Source organism: Bradyrhizobium sp. ERR14 (genome assembly GCF_014198235.1).
Taxonomy (GTDB): Bacteria; Pseudomonadota; Alphaproteobacteria; order Rhizobiales; family Xanthobacteraceae; genus Bradyrhizobium.
The window spans coordinates 54,502-74,362 of sequence record NZ_JACIHD010000017.1 but is presented as its reverse complement, the minus strand read 5'-3'; the positions used below and the strand labels follow the sequence as shown (position 1 = coordinate 74,362).

The following is a 19,861-nucleotide window of genomic DNA, read 5'->3' as shown; positions in this document are numbered from 1 at the left end:
GGCGCTCATCGGTGCTCCTCGTCGGCGACATCGAGGCCATGATCGAGCGCGTCCAGAAGCTGGTCGGCCTCGTGCTCCGAAATGACGAGCGGCGGTGCCAGGAACAGCGAAACCTGCTCGCCGCTGGTTCCGATCACCGCGCCGGCTTCCAGCGCCCGCGTCGCGACGCGCGAGGCGATCGGCACTTCCGTGGTGTCGGCGTGCCAGGAGCGCCAGTCCGGTCCGTGCAGCTCCACCGTCCAGTGCAACCCTTGCCCCGCCACGCGCTGGACGCTGGGATGTTTCTGCGCGATCGCGAGCAGGCGGCGGCTGAACAGCTTTTCGAGGTTCTTCACATGCTCGAGAATCTTCTCTTCGCTGATGACCTTCAGGTAGGCACTGACGGCGGCCATGCTGATCGGGTGGCCCCGCAAGGTGCCGTAATTCTGCCAGCTCGTGCCTTTCAATCGCTCGACGATCTCTTTCGACACCACGACCGCCGCCACCGCGGCCGCGCCTCCGCCGAGCGACTTTCCGAGCGTCACGATATCGGGGCGACTTTCGGCGCCCTGAAACGCGAACCAGCGCCCGGCGCGGCCCGCGCCGGTGACGACCTCGTCGGCGATCCAGTATGAGCCCGCTTGTCGCGCGCAGCGCGCCACCTCGTCCTGATAGGCGCCGTCGTAATAGATGCCGCCCTGGGTGTAGTCGATGATCGTCGCGGCGGTATCCGACAACAAACGCGTGGCGTCGGCCAGATACTCGCGCGGCGGCTTGTTGCTGGCCGGCCCGCCGTAGATCGCGCCATCCGGCGCCGGCAGGATTCGCACCGGCGCCATCGGCGCCGGCAGCCTGGAGCCGCCGGAGTGCACCGCAAGGCCGCCATGCCATTGCGGCTGCACGGTCATGCTGCGCGACAGGCCCGTGATGCCGTGATAGGCACGCTCACGCGTCGCCAATGGAGAGCGTTGCGTCAGCGCCTGGCAGAGCGATAGCGCCATGTCGTTGGCCTCGCTGCCGCTGATGCAGAAGCGCACTGCGCCGACCCAATCCTCCTCGCCGGCAAAGGCGATGGCCATCAGATCGTCGGCGGCCTGCTCGCGGCCGACCCAGGTCCAGCCCTCGTTGACCACGGGCGTATCCGCCGCGCGGCGGATCGCCTCCACCATCGCGGGATGACGGTGACCGAGACCGCCGCCGGTGTTGCTGCCGTCGATGAGCTTGCGGCCGTCCGCAAGATGAAAATAGACGCCCTCGCCGCCGACCACGGCCATAGGCGCGCTCTCGCCCGCGTTCAGTCCGGTTCGCAATAATTTGCTCATCGCAATCCTCTCACTCCGCAGCTTCAGCGCCGTAGCCACCGCCGCCACAAGTCTCGACGGTGACGAGATCGCCGTGCTGCAGCACGAGGTTGGATTTGCCGTCGATCGCGACGTTTGCGCCCTGCCTGACAAGCGAGATGCGACAGGCCTTGCCGGGTTCACCGCCCTGCATGCCGAACGGGGGAATCACCATGCGCTCGATGCAGGTGGTCAGATGCATCGACGGAGCCAGAATGCGGTAAGCGCGTACGACTCCATCGCCGCCGCGGTGGACGCCGGCGCCGCCGGATTGCCGGCGGATGGCCTGCTGCTCGAGGCGGATCGCGTAGTTCGCCTCGATCACCTCGACCGGCGTGTTCGAGGTGTTGGACAGATGCACCCGGGTGGCCGAGATGCCGGCCCGGTCATGGCGCGCGCCTTCGCCGCCGCCGTGGACCTCGTAGAGCATCTTCCAGGAACCGTCCTGCCGCGGCTGCGCAAAGAACAGGACGCCCGCAGTGGTCGCGCCGCCCGCGGACAATCGTTCGGGGATGGTGTCCTGCATGGCGCGGAAGATCGCATCGACGATGCGCATCGACGTCTCGTGGTTGCCCGCGGCGACGGAGGCCGACCAGCCGGGCTCCAGGATCGAGCCCGGGCGGGTGATAATGGTCAGGGGGCGCAGCGCGCCGGCATTCTGCTGCATGTCGCGCCCGCTCATGATGCGGGCGGCATAGGCGACGGCCGAACGCGCCATGAACGGCGTCGTGTTGCAGAAATTCGAGACGCGGTCACAGCTCCCCGAAAGGTCGAAGGTCGCCTCGTCGCCGGCAATGGTAATCTTGACGTGGATACGCGCGGGCGCGTCGTTCGCGCTGCCGTCGTCCAGATGGTCCTCGCCTTCGTAGATCCCGTCAGGCAAGGCGCGCAACGCCTCGCGCATCTCGATTTCGGAGAGATCGTGCAGGCGCGACTGCGTCGCGGTGAACACCGCCTTGCCGTGCTCGCGGCAGAGATCGACGATGCGCCGTTCGCCGGCTTTGGTTGCCGCGATCTGCGCGAGAAGATCACCCTCGCAGGATTCGGCGTCGCGGACGTTGGCCTTGAGCAGCTGCACGATCGGCGCGTTGACGCCGGCTGCGGTCGCGATAAGCACCGGCGGGATACGCATCGCCTCCTGGAACGTGTCGATGGCTTTTGCAAAATAGCTGCCGGGCCAGGTGCCGCCGATATCCGGCCAGTGCGCGAGGCTGACCGTGAACGCCACGATCTCGCCATCGACAAAGACGGGGCGGACGACCTTGACGTCGTTGAGATGATTGCCGCCGAGCGCGCCGACATTGTAGATCACGACGTCGCCGTCGTTCAGGCTGTCGCGCGGCACCACCTTCAGCAATTCGGGGACCGTGTAAGCCATCGCGCCAAGGTGGATGGGGATGTCGCGGCCCTGCCCGACTAGGCCGCCATGGCCGTCCGTGATCGCCGACGACAAATCGCCGGCCTCGCGCAGCAGCGGCGAGCGCGCCGACCGCGTCATCACCAGGCTCATTTCCTCGGCCGCAGCGGAGAGCCCGTGCCGGATGACCTCGACGACGAACGGATCGAGCTTCATGTTGCCCTCCGCGTCAGGAACAGATTGCCTGCGGCATCAGGCTTCGCCTGCCAGCCCGGCGGCACCACCACGGTGGACCAGGCGTCTTCAATGATGGCCGGGCCGCGGACGGGGTCGGCCAGCGAGGCACGGTCGATGATCCCTGTCGCGATGTCGTGGAAGCCATCGAACGAACAGAGGCGCGTGCCTGACGACATCGCCCTGGCCGCCGTCGCCGGCCGGCTCACCACCGTTGTCGACGGCCGGCGCGCCTGTACCCGCACGGATTCGATGACGCAGGGCTCGCTCGTCGCATAGCCGAACAGCTCGTGATGCCGCGCCAGAAAATTGCTCTTGAGCCTGATCACGTCGAGCGGGAGTGCGAGCGGGACCGGAATGGCGTCGTTTTGCGCCGCGTAACGCATCAGCGCCACCAGCTCGATTTCGATCTCCGCCTGCGCGACACCGTTGGCGATCAGCGGCGCCGACGCATCGTCGATGAGCGCCCCAATGCGCTCCGATACACGTACGAGATCGATGCCGTCGAGACCGGCGCGCAAGGTTTGCTGCTGCAGGAAGCTGAAATCGGCGGTGAGACAGCCCAGCGCCGAGAACGCGCTCGATGCGCTGGGCACGACGACCTGCGCAATCCCGTAGAGATCGGCAAGCCCCGCGGCATGCATGGGGCCACCACCGCCGAAGGCGAGCAGCGTACAGTCGCGCCCGTCGATGCCGCGCTCGACCGTGACGCGGCGCAGCGCGCGGGCCATCGTCGCGTTGGCGACCTTGATGATGCCGAGCGCCGTTTCGGTCAGGCTCAGCCCCAACGCCCGCGCGATCGGCTCGATGACGCGCCTGGCCGCCTGGACGTCGATGTCGATCCGGTCGCCGAGTTTGGTTTCGGGATTGAGATAGCCAAGCACGGCGTTGGCGTCGGTGATGGTTGGCTCGGTGCCGCCGCGGCCGTAGCAGGCCGGACCCGGCTCGGAGCCGGCACTCTCCGGCCCGACGGTCAGGCCACCCGGGCCGCTGCGCACGATCGATCCGCCGCCCGCCCCGATGGAGTGAACCGCGAGCATAGGCTGGCGCAGCGGCTTGTCGCCGAGCATGCGGCCGTCGGTCATCTCGGCCTGGCCGTCGACGATCAGGCACACGTCGGTCGTGGTGCCGCCCATGTCGAAGGTGAGCATGCGCGGCGTGCCGAGCTGGCGCGCGATGCTGACCGACGCCGAGACGCCGGCGGCCGGGCCCGACATCGCCATCACAAGCGGGCGACGCTTCACCGCGGAGATCGGGATCATCGCGCCGGCGGAATGAAACACCTGCAACCCCGGCCCGATCGGCAGCCGCTGCTCCAGCTCGCTCAGATATTCCACCGCAATCGGCATCGCGGCCGCGTTGAACACGGTCGCCGAAGTCCGCTCATATTCGCGTGCCTCGGGGTTGACCTCGTGCGACAGCGAGACATGGGCGACGACGTCCTTGAGGCGCTCGCCGAGCATTTTTTCGTGCACCGGATTGGCATAGGCGTGAAGCAGAGCCACCGCGACGCTCTGAACGCCGGCTTCCTTCAGCCAGGCCACCAGGCGCTCGATCTCCGCTTGCTCCAGCGGCTTCAGCACGTGTCCCTCGTGATCGAGGCGCTCGGCGAGCCCGAAGCAGCGCTCAGGCGGCACGAGCGGCGGCGATTTCGGCGGAATGTCGAGACGGTAGAGATCGCGGCGGCGATAACGCGCAATCTCGAGCACGTCGGCAAAGCCCTCGGTCGCAACCAGCGCCACCTTTGGCAGCCGGCCCTCGACGATGGCGTTGGTCACGCGCGTGGTGCCGTGGACGAAGCGCTTGACCTCGCTCTTGCGCAGGCCCACCGCCTCGATCGCTTCCAGCATCGCCTGAACCGGAGCGTCGGGGCGCGACGGCACCTTTGCGATCCGCGCCTCTGAGGAATCGCGCCGGATCGCGATGATATCGGTGAAGGTGCCGCCGATATCGGTGCCGACCTCCCAGTGATTTTCGGAGGAGCTCATGTGCGGGAGCAGCGACGGATGAGGTCCGAACCGGACGCCGGGCTGTTACCGTCCATCGCGACATCCAATGCCCAACCGAGAGCGCTCATCATGCATCCCTTGTCTTGCCATTGTCCGCGAGTGTGCGACAGAGCGGTCAGGTCGGGATAGAGCCAGAGTTGTCGCAAACCGCCGGGCCGGCGCCGCGAGCCGCAAATTCGGTTGCACGTTTTGGTGCAGCTCTGCCCGCGCGGAGAGCATGCAGATGTCGACTGCTGGACACCAGCAGAGTGCATCGCACCACGGATTTTTCGGCGCAAACCGTCACGTCCGTTGCAGTGCAATCGCAACGTCTAAAATCATCTGTCTAATTTGCAGGCGATCGGACGCGAGGTTTGTATCCTATGAGCTATGCACGCCAGGCGGCACAGCCTTTCTTTATTGTACGGTCAGTAAGCGAGGATATCGTCTCGCAAGCAGCGCCGCGATCCGGTGGGACTAGCTCGTTAGAAACCATCGAGATTCGAACGTCCTGCGTTGAAAGTCGCGATCGCGGGCCAGATATTGCCTGAACCCGCCAGTCATGTTCGGATCGACCATCGCCTGCCATGCCCTTCTTCCGGCTCAACGACGACCATATGAACCCCGATGATCTCGGGGATTTCGATCCAGAAAACGTGCCGCGCGCCGTCGCCGCTTTCGGGGGCCAGATGGTCACCAAGGGCATGGAGCTGGCCGTCCATCGCGGATCAGGGCAAAAGCCTATTGGGCACCGGGGAAGACCGGCCTGGACTAAAGAAGAGCCGATGTAACCGCCGGCCGTTGGTCAGGATGCGCGAGTCTCGGTCAGGACCGTAGACGCCGCCAGCCAATCGCGATCCCGGTGACGGAGAACATCAATCCCAACGCACACAGTCCGACGATCAGGACATCGCGCAGACGCGGATGCGCCAGCAGGACCGGAAAATCGAGCGTGTGGAGCGCGCTGTAGAGCCAACGATAGGCCCGCCGCGATGAATCCAGCCTTTGCAGCACACTGCCGTCGGCACCGTCGATATCGAACCAGAGGTCGCCGCAGCGCGAACGGTAGACGGGCGCACCTGCAATAGCCGATTGCGCGGGGTAATCGTCGTTGCCAGCAAGAACGGACGCCGCGCCGCAGCCGGCAGCAAGGTGCGCCACGAGACTCTGGATCTCATGCCTATCCAGAAATTCCCTTGGTCCGTCGCGGGACGCGTCCCCTGCCTTGATCAAGACCTGACGGTCGAGGCTCACCCGATCGCGGCGATAGACGCTGCCGTTGAAGGCAAACCATTCGATCTCACGGGCCGAGGGCGATATTGGCTGCCGATCGAGCCATGAGGTAGCCGCCCAATCAGGCGGCGCGTTCATCACGCCGGATTCGGCCGAGGTCAATTGTCCGCGCGAGAACAGCCGGCCGTGATCCATCGAGAGCCAGCCGCTGAGGCTCCATGTCAGCACGAACGTTGTTGCCGCGAGGCCAATGACGTGGTGCAACGCGTGCCAGCCACGATAGGGCGAGGACATCCGGCGCCCTCGCAGCTTCACCCGAGCGATCCCGAGCACCGCACCAAGCATTGCCGCGATCAGGGCCAGCAATGTCAGCGTCCAGACGGAGCGATCCCACAGGAGCCAGTTGCTTCTCAGGACCGTCGGATAAATCCAGTGCAGCACACTGCCGGCCCAATTCCAGCCCCGCTCGCGCCGCCTCGTATCCAGGACGACCTCGCCGGTGGACGAGGAGACATAGACTTCCGTCCCGGCAGCATCGCCGAGCGCCACACGAAACAGCGGCCGGTGGCGATCGAAGCCGTTCGGCACGCTCCACTGATCATAGTCCGAACGGGCAACGACCGCGGTCCGCACGGCATCGAGCCCGCGATTGCGCGCGTGCTCCCGCGCAATCGCAAGGACGATATCGGCAATTGCGACCGACGCATCCGCTCCGTCGGAGGCGCGGACCGCGCGCACGCGCGATGATCCCGACACAATGTAGACCGCTGCATCGCTCCGCTGGATCAGCCGGACGCGCACGGCGTCCACGACCCCGCTCACAGCGACCGCCGCCGCAACCGGGATCCTCGCCGCTTCGCGATCCACCGGCGCCAGGCCGGCAAACCGTTCCGCTTCCGTCAGCGACGGAAACGGCACGAAGTGCATCACGATCCCCGTCGCGAACCACATCGCGAACAGCAGGCAGAACGCGATCCCGAGCCAGCGATGCGTAAGGACGATCGCGCCCATCATGCGTTCATGATCCTACCATTTGAACGCGGCCGAAAGCTCGTAGGTCCTGGGCGCGCCGAGCAGGATCTGGTCGGGATAGAATGGATCGCCCCAGATCGCATAGCGCTTATCGGTGATGTTGCGGACGCGGAAGGTCAGGCGGGCCTGATCGACCGCGTTGAACACCGTCTTGGGAATGTCGACGAAGGCATAGACGTCGGCGACGGTATACGCCTTCATCGTCACGACATTGGCATCGGTGTTGTAGCGGTCGCCGACATGGCGGCCAGTGATGCCGAGCTCTACCGGCCAGGGCGTGAAGAAGCGCCAGGACGCGCCAACATTCGCCACAATGCGCGGCACGTTTGGCGGCGTATTGCCGGAGAACGAGCCGCCGGCGAAATTGTAGTCGGCATAGCGGGCATCGACATAGGCGATGTTGCCCCACAGACGCAGCGGATCGATCGGACGAACCGAAGCGGCAAGCTCGACGCCCTTCGATTCCTGGCGCCCGGCGATGTTGAGCGCCATGCCGCCGGCCGCGGCATAGACGTTCTTGCGCACGATGTCGTAGGCCGAGAACGACCACTCCGCCCTGTTGTCCCAGAACAGGTGCTTGACGCCGGTCTCGTAGGTACGCGAGGTCGTCAGATCGAGCGGCTGGGTCGGCAACAGCAGGAAGCTGGTGTTCGCGGCGACGTCGGCGCCGGTTGCGTATTGGCTGAAGAAGGTCAGGCCGGGCACGGCTTCCCAGGTGTAACCGATGCGGCCCGTCACCGGCGCCCAGTCTTTCGTGAACGGAAAGCCGGCTCTCACAAGCCCGGCGGAATCGGTCGAATTGCGGTCGAGCCCGATATGCTCGACGCGCAGGCCGCCGATCAGCGCGAAGGTCCGCGTCAGCTTCAGCCGGTCCTCGAACGACAGCGCCTCGTTGTTGATGCGCGCGGTCTGCTGCTGCGTCGTGAGCGAGCCGTAAAAGCCGCGGTTGGGATCGACCAGCGAGACATAATCGTTCGGGAAGTTTGCCGCGCCCGGCCTGACGAAGTCGAGATAGCTCGATGACAACGTCGTGACCAGCCGATTGTCGAAACCCGCGATATCAGCGTCCCAGATCAAATCGGTGATGTTGCCGACGAGGCGCTGGCTGTGCGCGACATAGAAGCGCTCGCGATACACCTGGTTGTTGGTGGAATCGAACGCCTCGATCTCGTTGTTGAACCAAGTGCGCTCGGCGCCGTAGCCATAGGCTTGACTCTTCAGCGTCAGGTCCGGCGCCAGCTTCAGCTCGAAGCCGCCGCGCAGCCACACCTCCTGCGCGACATTGCGATTGTCGAGGACGTTGTAGTTGGTATTGAAGGTGCGGTCGTCGATCGTGACCGCGCCAAGATCAGTCCTGTTGAAGTAATTACCGGAGACGATCCTCGTCGTCGCGTGCGAGCCGCTGAAGGCGATCGGCACCAGCGGCGCGCCCCAATAGGCTTTCGAACGGTCCTCGCGATACTCGATCGCGCCCCAGATCTTGAGACTGTCGGAGATGCGGTAATTGAGCTGGCCGGACACATCGAGCATCTTGGTATTGGTGTCGTCGGCAAAGCCGTTGAGCGCGGAACGGCTGATGTCGAAGCGATAGTCGAGGCCTTGGACGTTGGTGCTGCCGCCCGAGCCGTAATGCGCGCGGAACGAATTCAGCGAATCCCAGGAGAAATCAGCTTCGTTCCGGATCGGTCCCGTGTGCGGCTGCTTGGTCACAAAATTGATCGCGCCGCCGGCGGCGCCTTCACCCGAGATCAGCGAGGCCGGGCCCTTCAGGAATTCCACGGCTTCCAGATTGGCGGTGTCCATGATCCGCGAGGTCATGTTCTGCGGGCCGATCTTGATGCCGTTGTAGAGCGTGTTGATCTGGCTGTTGGTGAAGCCGCGCATGGAGAAGGCGGAAGGTTCGGCCGGATTATCGCCGGCGGTGACGCCGACCGCGCCCTGGGCCACGTCGGACACAGTGCGATAGCCCTGCTCGCGCATGGTCTCGGCGGAGATCACCTCGACGGTCGCGGGCGTCTGTCGCACCGTCAGGCCGAGCCGCGAGGCACTTTCGGCGACGGCATTGCTGTTGAGCGGCGTCGGGAGTGCCGCAGCCGGCACGACGGGCTTCGGCATCGCTGCTGCGGCCGCCGGCCTGCGCGCTGCTTCCCGGCGCGTGCTCTGCGCCTCCCGGCCGGCAGGCTTGGCCTGCTTGCGGGATTGGGCCGGCGATACTTCGACCGGCGGCAGGGGTTCCCGGGCCTGCTGCGCCAGCGCAGCGGGCAGATCGAGCGCGGCAAAGGATGTGAGCGCAGCGGATGCGAGCATGAATTGTCGCGGTCGTACGATACGGATGGAAGACACGGTTTTCGGACCTCGGTATGACGTCAGTGGCACGTCACAGCGAACGAGGTCTCACCTTTTGGCTCTTCAGCCGTCCGATGAAGCCGAATGTCTGTACTCCCCGACCGACATCTTCGCGTGTGACCACGGCTGACGGCAGGTCTCCTGGCTCGCGGGTCATCACCACTTCGTCGCCTTCCCGGGACCGAGGACCCAGTGGCTTCTGACGAAGGATTATCCGCTCACAGTTGCGGGGGCAGCCACGGCGTTGGGGACAATGTCCCCGCACCGTATTCCCTTTTCATCCCCTCTCGGGGAAACCGTCGCGAGCATCTAGGATTACCATCACAACAGAGTCAATGTGCCAGTTGCGGCGTTATGGCCACAACGACCAACTTCCTTGGAGATGAGCATGGAAGGCGAGACCTTCCTCTGGTTGATACGGCACGCGCCCGTCGCGGGCGTCACAGGCACCATCCATGCCGCCGACGCGCCGGCCGATCTCAGCGATCGCGTGCAACTGGACGCTGTGCGACGGCGCCTGCCACCGGATGCCGCCGGCTATGCCAGCCCGTCGCGGCGCACGATCGAGACGGCACGCGCGCTGGGGCTCGAGCCGAAGCTGGTCAATGAATTCCGCGAGCAGGATTTTGGTGACTGGACCGGCCATCGCCATGACCAACTCGAGGCGACCCGCGGCGAGGCCTATGCGCAGTTCTGGAGCGATCCGGCTGGCGGACGGCCGCCGGGCGGCGAAAGCTTTGCGGATCAGGTCGCGCGTGTCCGGCTGGGCCTGTCGCGGATCGCAGCCGGATCGGCCACGCTCGTCGTGCATTCCGGCACCATCCGCGCCGCGCTCTGCATCGCGCTGGATCTGACGCCGCAGGGCGCCTTGCGCTTCGTGGTCGATCCGCTGTCGCTGACCCGGATCGATCGCCTCGCGGCCGGCTGGCGTGTCGTTTCCGTCAATCAGCGGATCAGTTAGGTCTGTCAGGCACATTGGCCTGCGCGAACGTCGCCATGCCGTTGTGAAGGCTACAGGCGAGCCGCACCAGCGGCAGCGCGATGGCGGCGCCCGATCCCTCTCCGAGCCGGAGATCGAGGCTGATCAAGGGCTGCACGTTCAGTGCGCGCAGCACCAGCCGATGCCCCTGCTCCGCAGATTGATGCGACGGCAGCAGGAACGGCCGGCACGACGGATTGAGCCGCACTGCTGCGAGCGCTGCCACCGATACGATGAAGCCATCGATCAATACGGGAATACGGCGCTGCGCCGCCGCGATGATCGCACCTGAGATCGCCGCGATCTCGAGGCCGCCAACGGCGCATAGGATTTTTTCCGGCGAAGCGCCGCCAACGCCGTGACGCGCGATCGCCGCGTCGATCACGCGGGCCTTATGTGCGCGGCCGGCCGCATCGACGCCGGTGCCGCTGCCCGCGATCTCTTCGGCGCTGATGCCGAGCAGGCCCGCCGCGATCGCCGCCGACGTGGTGGTGTTGCCGATCCCCATCTCGCCGAAGATCAAGAGATCGGGCTGATTGGCTTGCGCGCGCGCAACCGCGCGCTGGCCGGCCTCGAACGCAAACGCCAGCTCGGCGGGTGCGAGCGCGGCTTCGACGCTGAAATCGCGCGTGCCATGGCGCGGCTTGTCGGTGATGACACCCGCCATCGCCGCCGTTGCCAGCGTGCCGGCGTCGACGACGTCCAGGCTCGAGCCAAGCTCGCGCGCCAGCACCGAGATCGCGGCGCCGCCGGAGGCAAAATTCGCCATCATCGCGATGGTCACGGCTTGCGGATAGGCTGAGACGCCCTGCGCGACGATGCCGTGGTCGCCGGCGAAGACAATGATCGGCGCCCGTGCGGCACGCGGCTGTTCGGTCGCCTGCAGGCCCGCAAGCTCGATTGCGAGCTGCTCCAGCCGGCCGAGTGCACCGGTCGGCTTTGTCAATTGCGCCTGCCGCGCGATTGCCGCCTCGCGATGGGCCGCGGAGATCTCGGGGCAAGTTTGGGTGACCCATTCGGGGAGCATGCTGCCTCGCTTACGGCCTGCGCTTGAGAATGTAGCTGTCCATGATCCAGCCGTGCCGCTCGCGCGCTTCCTGCCGCGCCGCGACGATGCGCGGGCCAACCTCGGCGAGCACGCCGGACATGACGATCTGATCGGGCATGCCGAGATAGGCGCCCCAATAGATTTGAATCCCGGCTGGATCAAGCGACTGGAATGCCGTGCCGCCGTCGAGCATTACAACAACGGTATCCACCCCTGCCGGCCAGCCGCCTTCACGCAAGCGCCGCCCCGTCGTGACCAGAAAAGGCTCGCCGATATCGTTGAGCGGCAGCGCATGCGCTGCGCACAGCGTCTGGATCGAGGTGATGCCGGGCACGACCTCGATGTCAGGCAGGGGATTGAGCCGCCGCGCAATGCGCAGCGAGGAGTCATAGAGCGAAGGATCGCCCCAGATCAGCAGCGCAACCTTGCCCTCGCCTTCGAGATGGTTCGCAATCGCGTTCGACCAAGTCGCGGCAACCGCATCGTGCCAATCGTCCACGCCCTTGCGGTATTCCGCCTCACCTGCGTCGCGCACGGGAAGGTCGAATTCAGCGATGGCTGTGTTATCGCCGGTGAGCACATCCGCGCAGATCGTCCGCCTGAGATCGGCGAGATCGGACTTCGCCGTTCCCTTGCGCGGGATCAGGACGAGATCGGCGGCGTTGATCGCTTGAACAGCGGCGCGCGTCAGCTGGTCGGGATCGCCGCAACCGATGCCTATCAGGGAAAGCGTGACCATCGCGAACGCGACGGGCGGCCCTGCTGGCCGCCCGTTCGCTTGTCTCTCAGGCCGCGTTATGCAGGCGCGGGGTGACGAGACCGGGCGCGGTGACGCCGCGCAGCGACTTCGCCAGTGCCAGCACCGCGAGATCGGCGAGCGGCTCGATCACGATGACCAGCGCATAGGACGCCGCGAACGTCGCGATGTTGGCGAGGTTGCTCATCGCAAAGCCCGAGCCATAGAGCGCCCAGAACGCCACCCAGGCGATCACGCCGGCCTGGTAGGTCGTCGAGAGCGCCAACGCCTGCCGATACTTCAAATCGACATAGGCGGTGTTGCGCGAGATGATCCGTGTGGCGATCGCCTGGATCGCGAACAGCGGCACCAGCAGCGTCGTGACGTTCATGCCGTATTGCGGGATGTCGACCGGCTCGAAGAATACGCCCTGGAGCAGCAGGCCAAATGCGAGGCCGAAGGCCGCGGGCGCTGCGCCGAACAGCAGGAACAGTGTCGAGCCGAGAATGAAGTGCACCTCGGAGACGCCGACCGGGAAGTGCGGCAGGATCTCGAAGAAGATGAACACAAGGACTGTGGTGGCGAGTGTCCGCGCTGCGAACGACGTGATGCCCTGCTCACGCACGGTTTCCACCGCAAGCTTCAGCGCAACGCCGCCTGCGGCGATGCCGGTTGCGTAACTCAACACGAGCTTGGCGCCCGTCACGACCCCGGGTTCGATATGCATGGCTCAATTCCTTCCTGCCGTCACACCCGACGGCCTTGGCCTCAAAACGTGCAGGGCCGGTCTCCTGGCTCGCGGTTCCCCGGGATTTCCGGCCTTCCCGGACCTTGCGGCCCAGTGGCTGATCGGAGTCCCTCACCGCTTACAGTCGCGGGGGCGGCTGGGGTTTTGGGCGCCGCAACTGGGTCCGCCCACCCCCATTCCCGATTATGCTCCGGCGCTTTGCGCCGCGTCGAGCACCATGCCTCTCTTGTGTGCCCCTTTCGCTGAGCCTGCGTCAAGGGGCGAACGGCGGCCAAGGCCGTCATGACGGATAATCCCCCGCCAGCGCCCCAAACAGGATCACGGCGGCCGTCGACGCGGCGCCGCCGCGCGCAAGCTGCTCGGCAAGCTCGGCGATGGTGGTGCGGACCAGCCGTTCGTCGGGGCGGCCGAGGGATTCGGCGAACAGCGCGGGGGTATCTGCAGCGAGGCCGTGCGCGATCAACTTTGCGACAAGCGCGGGGAAGGTGCGCCGGCCCATATAGACCACGGTCGTCGCCTCAGGATCGGCCAGGGCCGCCCAATTCAGATTCGGCGGCAACTCGCCGGTGACATCAGCGCCGGTGACGAATTGCACCCGGCGCGAGGTGTGGCGCCGGGTCAGGGGGATGCCGGCTTGCGCCGCGGCAACGCAGGCCGAGGTGACGCCGGGAACGATCTCGTAGCCGATGCCGGCCTCACGCAGCGTCTCCAGCTCCTCCTCGAGCCGGCCGAAAATGCCGGCATCGCCCGACTTGAGCCGAACCACGCGCGCACCTGTTGCGGCATAGTCGACCAGCAGGCGGTTGACGTGGTGCTGCTTGGTCGAGGGACGCCCTGCCCGTTTCCCCACCGCGACGAGATTGGCGCCGGGCCGGGCGAGATCAAGGATCGCGCCGGAGGCGAGATCGTCATAGAGCACGACGTCGGCCTCGCGCAGCCGCGCGGCGCCCTTGAGCGTGAGAAGCTCGGGGTCGCCGGGTCCGGCGGAGATGAAGGAGACGAATCCGCTCACCGGTCCTCCGCGATCAGATGAAAGAACGTGCCGGTGGCGTGGCCGCGCTGCGAGCCGGTCTCGGCAATGACCGCGCCGGTTGCATCGTGCACGACTGCCAACGGCGTATCAGGCTGGGCAAGAATGGTCGAATAGTGGAACTCATGGCCGCGCAGACGTGCACTGGGGCGATGTCCCGGCATCGGCGCGGCCAGCGTCGCGAGACGATAACCGAGATGCATGCGACGTTTGGCAAAGCTGGTCTCGAGGCCAAGCAGGCCTGTCATCTCATGGCGAACACCGTCCGCATCGGTCAAAGCGGTTCCCAGCACCATATAGCCTCCGCATTCGCCGTGCACCGGTCGCGTTTCGGCGAAGGCGCGCAGGCCGCTGCGAAAACGCGCATTGGCCGCGATCTTGCCGGCATGCAGCTCGGGATAACCGCCGGGCAGCCAGCACACATCGGCGCTCGCGTCGGGCGCTTCATCGGAGAGCGGCGAGAATGTCGAGATCTCCGCGCCCGCCCCGCGCCAGGCTTCCAGCATGTGCGGATAGACGAAAGAGAACGCCGCATCGCGCGCGAGCGCGATGCGCTGGCCCGGCGGCGTCACGTTTAGCCCATTCGCGGCAGGTTGCGGCGACCAGCTGGCGGCCGATCGCAGCACGGCATCGAGATCGACATGCTCGGCAACGAAGCGCGCGGCCTCGTCGATCAGCTTGCCGATCTCGGCCTGCTCTTCGGCCTGCACCAGGCCGAGATGCCGCTTCGGCAGGCTGATCTCGGCATGGCGCGGCAGCGCGCCGAACACGGCAATGCCGGCGTCGTTGAGCGCACGCCGCACGAGGTCTTCGTGGCGCGGGCTGGCAACGCGGTTGAGCACGACACCGGCGAGCCGTACGCCGGGGCGATAATCACGAAGACCCGCGGCGATCGCCGCCGCGGTCTGCGCTTGTCCGGAAGGATCGATCACCAGCACCACCGGCCAGCCCAGCATCTCCGCAATGTCGGCGGTGGCACCGGTGCCGGAAACACCGGGCGCGGCGACGCCGTCGAACAGGCCCATCGATCCTTCAGCGAGCACGACATCGGCGTCCGCGCCGCGGCTGACGAGATGCGAGATCGCCCCGCGATCCATCGCCCAGCTATCGACGTTGACGGAAGCGCGCCCCGTGGCGGCGGCGTGGAAGGCGGGATCGATGTAATCGGGACCGCTCTTGAAGCACTGCACGTTCAAGCCGCGATGGCGCCAGGCGCGCGCGAGCGCCAGCGTCAGCGTGGTCTTGCCGACGCCGGAGGCCGGTGCGGAGATGACGAGGCCTGCCGCCATCACGAGCCCTCCGGAAAACGCGGCTCGGCGCCGACCGGCCGATAGCGGCGATCGTAATCGGCGGCGTAAAGGCGGCTCTCGTCGAAATCCGCAGCGCCGAGCGTCTTGCCGACCAGAATGATCGCGGTGCGCTCCATCTCGGCACCGACGGCAGCATCGAGCGTAGCCAGCGTGGCGCGGATGATGCGCTGATCCGGCCAGCTCGCGCGCCAGACGATCGCGACCGGACAGTCTGCGCCGTAATGCGGCGCGAGCTCGGCGACGACCTTGTCGAGCAGATGGATCGACAGATGGATCGCAAGCACTGCACCGGTCGCGGCGAAGGCTGCCAACTTCTCGCGCTCGGGCATCGCGCTGGCGCGGCCCGGCGTGCGCGTCAGCACGACTGTCTGGGCAAGGCCCGGCAGCGTCAGCTCGACCTCGAGCGCTGCCGCTGCGGCGGAGAAGGACGGCACCCCAGGCGTCACAGTGAACGGAATGCCAAGTGCGCGCAGGCGGCGGAGCTGCTCGCCCATCGCCGACCAGATCGAGAGATCGCCCGAATGCAGGCGAGCAACGTCCTTGCCCGCCGCATGCGCGGCGGCGATCTCGGCAATGATCTCGTCGAGCGACAGCGGCGCGGTATTGACGATGCGCGCGCCGGGCGGGCAATGCGCCAGCACGCCCTCGGGGACCAGCGAGCCGGCATAGAGGCAGACCGGACAGACCGCGATCAGGTCGCGCCCCCGCAACGTCAGCAGATCAGGCGCGCCCGGCCCTGCGCCAATGAAATGCACCGTCATGCGCCGTCTCCTTCCGCGATCGCGGCCGTCGCCGTGCGATCCTGCGAGACAACGCGTGTCGAAATCAGCCGTGCACGAGGCCCGGCCGCAGCGAGCGCCGCGGCTTCGGCGACCGATCCAGTGCCGAACTTCTCCATCACGAGATTGGACTGGGTCGGCGTGGCGATGCCGGCCAACATATCGGCTGGAACAGCCTTGATCGGCACACCGCACTCACGCGCGAGCTCCTGCAGCGGCTCAGCATCAGCCTTGTCGCTAACGGTTGCAATCGCCATAAGACCTTCGGGATCACCCGCCGCCAGCAGTGCTTCGCGCAGCGAAGCGAGACTGACATCTCTCCTGAACCCAAACCCGGCCACCTTCATCGGACCGTACTCCACTGCACCACCGGCCGTGCCGTCTCCCAGGAGCGGTAACGGCCGAGCGGGCCAGCATAAGCGATGTCGACCCGCATCAGCTCGCCGCCGTGGCGCTGGTGCAGATCGCCGAGCAACGCTTCCGTCTCCAATGTGACTGAATGTGCAACCAGCCGCGTGCCCGGCGCAAGCCGCGACCAGATCGCATCGAACATCGCGCTATCGAGGCCGCCGCCGATGAAGACCGCATCCGGTGCTTCCAGGGCAGCAACAGCCTCGGGCGCCCTCCCTTTGACGACGGTGATCCGGTGCGAAAGTCCAAACGCCGCTGCATTGCTGCGGATGTTTGCGGCGCGTTCCTCGCGCGCCTCGATCGCAGTCGCCGTCCCGCCGCACAGCGCCCACTCGACCGAGATCGACCCCGAGCCGGCGCCGATATCCCACAGTCGCTCGCCCGGACGCGGCGCCAGCGCCGAGAGCGCGAGCGCGCGCACTGGCCGCTTGGTGATCTGGCCGTCATGGACGAACAGATCGTCCGAAAGTCCCGAGCTGCGGGGAATGCCTTGCGTGCCCCTCGCCTCAACGGCGACTGCGACCAAGTTTCCAGCGGGATCACCGGCGAAACCGTCGGCGCGATGTTCTTGGATGCTTTCGCGCGGACCACCGAGTGCGGCGAGCGTCCAGAAGGCCGAGGCGCCCCATCCGCGCTCGCTCAACCATTTTGCGAGATCGCTTGCCGCTTTCCCATCGCGCACGAGGCAGATGATGCGCGCTCCTCGCACCAGATGCGGAACGAGACGTTCGAACGGTGCGGCGTGAAGCCCCAGGCAGACGGTGGATTCGAGCCGCCAGCCCAGCCGCGCGGCCGCAAGCGAGAAGGTCGACGGTGCCGAATGCGCGATCCACTCGCCGGCCTGCAGCTTCTCGGCGAGAGCTGCACCGGCGCCATGCCAGAACGGATCACCGGAGGCGAGCACCGCCGTCGGCCTGCCGCGGCTGCTCAGAACGATATCGGCGTCGAACGGCACCGGCCACGGACGGCCGCGGCTGCCGACGCCGGCAAGCGCGAGATGCCGTTCACCACCGAAGACGGTTTCGGCCTCATTGAGCGCCTTTCGGCTTGCCTCCGACAGCCCGGCAAGGCCATCTTCGCCGATACCGATGATGGTCAGCCAGGGATCAGCCAAGGAATCAGCCATGAGGCGCGCCCTCATTCTGGGCGGAACTGCCGATGCGAGCTTGCTCGCCGCGGCGATCGCGCGCGCAGGCATCGAGGCCGTCTACTCCTATGGCGGTCGCACCCGCGCGCCTGCCGATCAGCCGCTGCCGACCCGCATCGGCGGCTTCGGCGGCGTTAGCGGACTGGCCGATTACATCCGCCGCGAAGGCATCACGCACGTGATCGACGCGACGCATCCGTTCGCTGCCGAGATGAGCCGCAATGCGGTCGAAGCGTGCGCGGAAACCGCCACACCGCTGATTGCGCTGGAGCGCCCGCGTTGGACGAAAGCGCCCGGCGACAACTGGATCGAAGTCACGGACGTCAGCGCCGCGGTCGCCGCGCTGCCCGAGGCGCCCGCAAAAGTGTTCCTCGCCATCGGACGCCAGCATATCGCGCCGTTTGCGAACAAGCCGCAGCATACCTATACGCTGCGGTTCGTCGATCCGCCGGAGGCTCCCCCGCCCTTCGTCGCCGACGTGATCGTGTCGCGCGGGCCGTTCACATTCGACAGTGAGCTTGATCTGTTGCGTAGGCGCGGCATCGGCTGGATCGTCGCCCGCAATTCCGGCGGCGACGGCGCGCGCGCCAAGATCGACGCGGCCCGCATGCTCGGCCTGCCCGTGATGATGATATCGCGGCCGGAGCTGCCCGAGCGGTTGCGGGTCGAGAGCGTGGCCGAGATCATGCAGTGGCTCGGTCATTCTACCCGCCTCGGCGCATAGACCCAGCGGCCGACCCGGCGCGTCTGCGAATTTCCCACGATCACCAGCGTCCGCATGTCGGCCATCTCGGGCCGAGCTTCGTTCAGCGTGACAGTTTCGATGCTCTCGTCAGAAGCGCTGATCGCGCGTGCAAAAATCACGAGGCGCTCGCCGCAGCCTGCGTGCTTCAGCACCGCAAGCGCGCGGCCGAATCCTTCCGGCCGGCTTGCCGAGCGCGGATTATACATCGCAATCGAAAAATCGGCTTCGGCGGCGAGCCGCAGGCGCTTCTCGATGACTGCCCACGGCTTGAGATTGTCGGAGAGATTGATCGCGCAGAAATCATGGCCGAGCGGCGCGCCGGCGCGTGCGGCCGCCGCCAGCATTGCCGTGATGCCAGGCAGCACGCGAATCGAAAGATCTTGCCATTGCGGCGCCTGTTCGAGAGCCTCGAACACGGCCGAGGCCATCGCGAAGACGCCGGGATCGCCGGAGGAGACGACGACGACCTGCCCGCCTTTGGCGGCAAGCCGCAGCGCTTCGCTCGCACGCTGCAGCTCCTCGCGGTTATCCGAGGGATGCAGCTTAAGCCCAGCACGCGGCGGCACGCGCGCGACATAGGGCGCGTAACCCAGAATGTCGGTTGCGGCCGCCAGCGCGGCCGTGACCTCGGGCGTCACCAGCGCATCGCTGCCCGGCCCGAGGCCCGCGATGGTCAACGTGCCCGTCATTCGGCGGCGTCCAGGTGCCGGCCCTTGCCGTGCACAAGCACGATCGCGAAATAGGGACAGTCGGCGCCATCGACCTCGGCGAGCCGCACCACGCGCTCGCCCGGCATGGTGCCGCGCTCGACCAGCCAGGCATCGTCCAGCCGGCCGGCAGAGCTGAGCGCACGGCGCACCTTTGCGAGATTGCGGCCGGTCTTCATGACGACGAGCGCATCGGAATCGCGCATACGCCTCTCGAGCTCGTCTTCAGCCAGCGTCCCCATCAGCACCGTCGTCACGTCATCGCCGAGCGCGATCGGCTGTCCGACACCATTCCAGCAGCCGACCATGCCGGGAATGCCGGCGATCACCTCGATCTCGACGCGGCCCTGCAGGCGCGTGTGCAGATGCATGAAGGAGCCGTAGAAGTAAGGGTCACCCTCGCAGAGCACGACGACGTCGACCGCGCGCGCAAGCCGCGCCAGACGCTCGGCCCACTCGTCGTAGAAGCCGGCGAGCAGCTGCACGTACTCGGCGCTGTCGAAGGCGATCTCCGTCGTAACGGGATATTCCATGGGATATTCGGTGACATCGGTCGCCAACATGCCTTCGACGATGCGCCGCGCCTGGCCCGGCCGGCCCTTCTTGCGGAAATAGGCGACGTGCTGCGCGGCGCGCACGGTGCGATCGGCGCGCACGCTCATCAGATCAGGATCGCCGGGGCCGAGACCGCAGCAGATGATGCGTCCCATCG

Annotated in this window: 18 protein-coding genes and 2 riboswitches; of the genes, 2 read left to right on the top strand and 16 right to left on the bottom strand. The window is 66.5% G+C overall.

What is annotated here, in order from left to right:
- Nucleotides 1-5 precede the first annotated feature (5 nt).
- The 6 genes from GGD62_RS31395 to GGD62_RS31370 form a co-directional block, all read right to left on the bottom strand.
- Complete coding sequence (locus GGD62_RS31395; RefSeq protein ID WP_183712045.1) at nucleotides 6-1,301, bottom strand: aspartate aminotransferase family protein; 1,296 nt, start codon at nucleotides 1,299-1,301, stop codon at nucleotides 6-8.
- 10 nt (nucleotides 1,302-1,311) lie between these two features.
- Nucleotides 1,312-2,892, bottom strand: coding sequence for a hydantoinase B/oxoprolinase family protein (locus GGD62_RS31390; RefSeq protein WP_183712043.1), 1,581 nt, complete (start codon nucleotides 2,890-2,892; stop codon nucleotides 1,312-1,314).
- Nucleotides 2,889-4,898 carry a hydantoinase/oxoprolinase family protein gene (locus tag GGD62_RS31385; RefSeq protein WP_183712040.1) on the bottom strand — a complete coding sequence of 670 codons (2,010 nt, stop codon included), beginning with the start codon at nucleotides 4,896-4,898 and terminating at the stop codon, nucleotides 2,889-2,891. The genes GGD62_RS31390 and GGD62_RS31385 overlap by 4 nt, the downstream gene beginning before the upstream one ends.
- Before the next feature lie 560 nt (nucleotides 4,899-5,458).
- On the bottom strand, nucleotides 5,459-5,620 hold the full coding sequence (locus GGD62_RS31380) for a hypothetical protein (protein WP_183712038.1): 162 nt from the start codon (nucleotides 5,618-5,620) through the stop codon (nucleotides 5,459-5,461).
- A 103-nt stretch (nucleotides 5,621-5,723) separates the two neighbouring features.
- Complete coding sequence (locus GGD62_RS31375) at nucleotides 5,724-7,145, bottom strand: PepSY domain-containing protein (protein ID WP_183712036.1); 1,422 nt, start codon at nucleotides 7,143-7,145, stop codon at nucleotides 5,724-5,726.
- Between the two features lie 12 nt (nucleotides 7,146-7,157).
- Nucleotides 7,158-9,506 carry a TonB-dependent siderophore receptor gene (locus tag GGD62_RS31370; protein ID WP_183712034.1) on the bottom strand — a complete coding sequence of 783 codons (2,349 nt, stop codon included), beginning with the start codon at nucleotides 9,504-9,506 and terminating at the stop codon, nucleotides 7,158-7,160.
- Between the two features lie 116 nt (nucleotides 9,507-9,622).
- Nucleotides 9,623-9,825: riboswitch (cobalamin riboswitch) on the bottom strand.
- Nucleotides 9,826-9,897: 72 nt separating this feature from the next.
- On the opposite strand from GGD62_RS31370, the gene GGD62_RS31365 reads away from it, so the two are divergent.
- Nucleotides 9,898-10,470, top strand: a complete 573-nt coding sequence (locus tag GGD62_RS31365) for a histidine phosphatase family protein (protein ID WP_183712032.1) — start codon at nucleotides 9,898-9,900, stop codon at nucleotides 10,468-10,470.
- Here GGD62_RS31365 and cobT read toward each other — a convergent pair.
- From cobT to GGD62_RS31325, 8 genes are all read right to left on the bottom strand, one after another.
- Nucleotides 10,463-11,515, bottom strand: coding sequence for a nicotinate-nucleotide--dimethylbenzimidazole phosphoribosyltransferase (cobT, locus tag GGD62_RS31360; RefSeq protein ID WP_183712030.1), 1,053 nt, complete (start codon nucleotides 11,513-11,515; stop codon nucleotides 10,463-10,465). The genes GGD62_RS31365 and cobT overlap by 8 nt on opposite strands.
- Before the next feature lie 10 nt (nucleotides 11,516-11,525).
- Nucleotides 11,526-12,275, bottom strand: a complete 750-nt coding sequence (cobF, locus tag GGD62_RS31355; RefSeq protein ID WP_183712028.1) for a precorrin-6A synthase (deacetylating) — start codon at nucleotides 12,273-12,275, stop codon at nucleotides 11,526-11,528.
- A 46-nt stretch (nucleotides 12,276-12,321) separates the two neighbouring features.
- Entirely contained in the window at nucleotides 12,322-12,999 is a 678-nt protein-coding gene (locus GGD62_RS31350; RefSeq protein WP_092256176.1) for an energy-coupling factor ABC transporter permease, read from the bottom strand.
- Nucleotides 13,000-13,035: 36 nt separating this feature from the next.
- Nucleotides 13,036-13,255, bottom strand: a riboswitch (cobalamin riboswitch).
- 45 nt (nucleotides 13,256-13,300) lie between these two features.
- Nucleotides 13,301-14,032, bottom strand: a complete 732-nt coding sequence (gene cobA, locus GGD62_RS31345; RefSeq protein WP_092256179.1) for a uroporphyrinogen-III C-methyltransferase — start codon at nucleotides 14,030-14,032, stop codon at nucleotides 13,301-13,303.
- On the bottom strand, nucleotides 14,029-15,339 hold the full coding sequence (locus GGD62_RS31340) for a cobyrinate a,c-diamide synthase (protein WP_183712027.1): 1,311 nt from the start codon (nucleotides 15,337-15,339) through the stop codon (nucleotides 14,029-14,031). The genes cobA and GGD62_RS31340 overlap by 4 nt, the downstream gene beginning before the upstream one ends.
- A complete protein-coding gene (gene cobM, locus GGD62_RS31335; protein WP_183712025.1) occupies nucleotides 15,339-16,121 on the bottom strand; it encodes a precorrin-4 C(11)-methyltransferase in 783 nt (260 codons plus the stop codon). Before cobM ends, GGD62_RS31340 begins: the two co-directional genes overlap by 1 nt.
- Complete coding sequence (locus tag GGD62_RS31330; protein ID WP_018315966.1) at nucleotides 16,118-16,486, bottom strand: cobalamin biosynthesis protein; 369 nt, start codon at nucleotides 16,484-16,486, stop codon at nucleotides 16,118-16,120. The genes cobM and GGD62_RS31330 overlap by 4 nt, the downstream gene beginning before the upstream one ends.
- On the bottom strand, nucleotides 16,483-17,664 hold the full coding sequence (locus GGD62_RS31325; protein WP_020508598.1) for a bifunctional cobalt-precorrin-7 (C(5))-methyltransferase/cobalt-precorrin-6B (C(15))-methyltransferase: 1,182 nt from the start codon (nucleotides 17,662-17,664) through the stop codon (nucleotides 16,483-16,485). Before GGD62_RS31325 ends, GGD62_RS31330 begins: the two co-directional genes overlap by 4 nt.
- A gap of 10 nt (nucleotides 17,665-17,674) precedes the next feature.
- On the opposite strand from GGD62_RS31325, the gene GGD62_RS31320 reads away from it, so the two are divergent.
- A complete protein-coding gene (locus GGD62_RS31320) occupies nucleotides 17,675-18,421 on the top strand; it encodes a cobalt-precorrin-6A reductase (protein WP_018315964.1) in 747 nt (248 codons plus the stop codon).
- On the opposite strand, the gene cobJ is transcribed toward GGD62_RS31320, so the two are convergent.
- Both cobJ and GGD62_RS31310 read right to left on the bottom strand, forming a co-directional pair.
- A complete protein-coding gene (gene cobJ / locus GGD62_RS31315; protein ID WP_183712023.1) occupies nucleotides 18,397-19,131 on the bottom strand; it encodes a precorrin-3B C(17)-methyltransferase in 735 nt (244 codons plus the stop codon). The two genes, GGD62_RS31320 and cobJ, sit on opposite strands and share 25 nt — an antisense overlap.
- Nucleotides 19,128-19,859 carry a precorrin-2 C(20)-methyltransferase gene (locus tag GGD62_RS31310; RefSeq protein WP_018315962.1) on the bottom strand — a complete coding sequence of 244 codons (732 nt, stop codon included), beginning with the start codon at nucleotides 19,857-19,859 and terminating at the stop codon, nucleotides 19,128-19,130. Before GGD62_RS31310 ends, cobJ begins: the two co-directional genes overlap by 4 nt.
- Nucleotides 19,860-19,861: the final 2 nt, after the last annotated feature.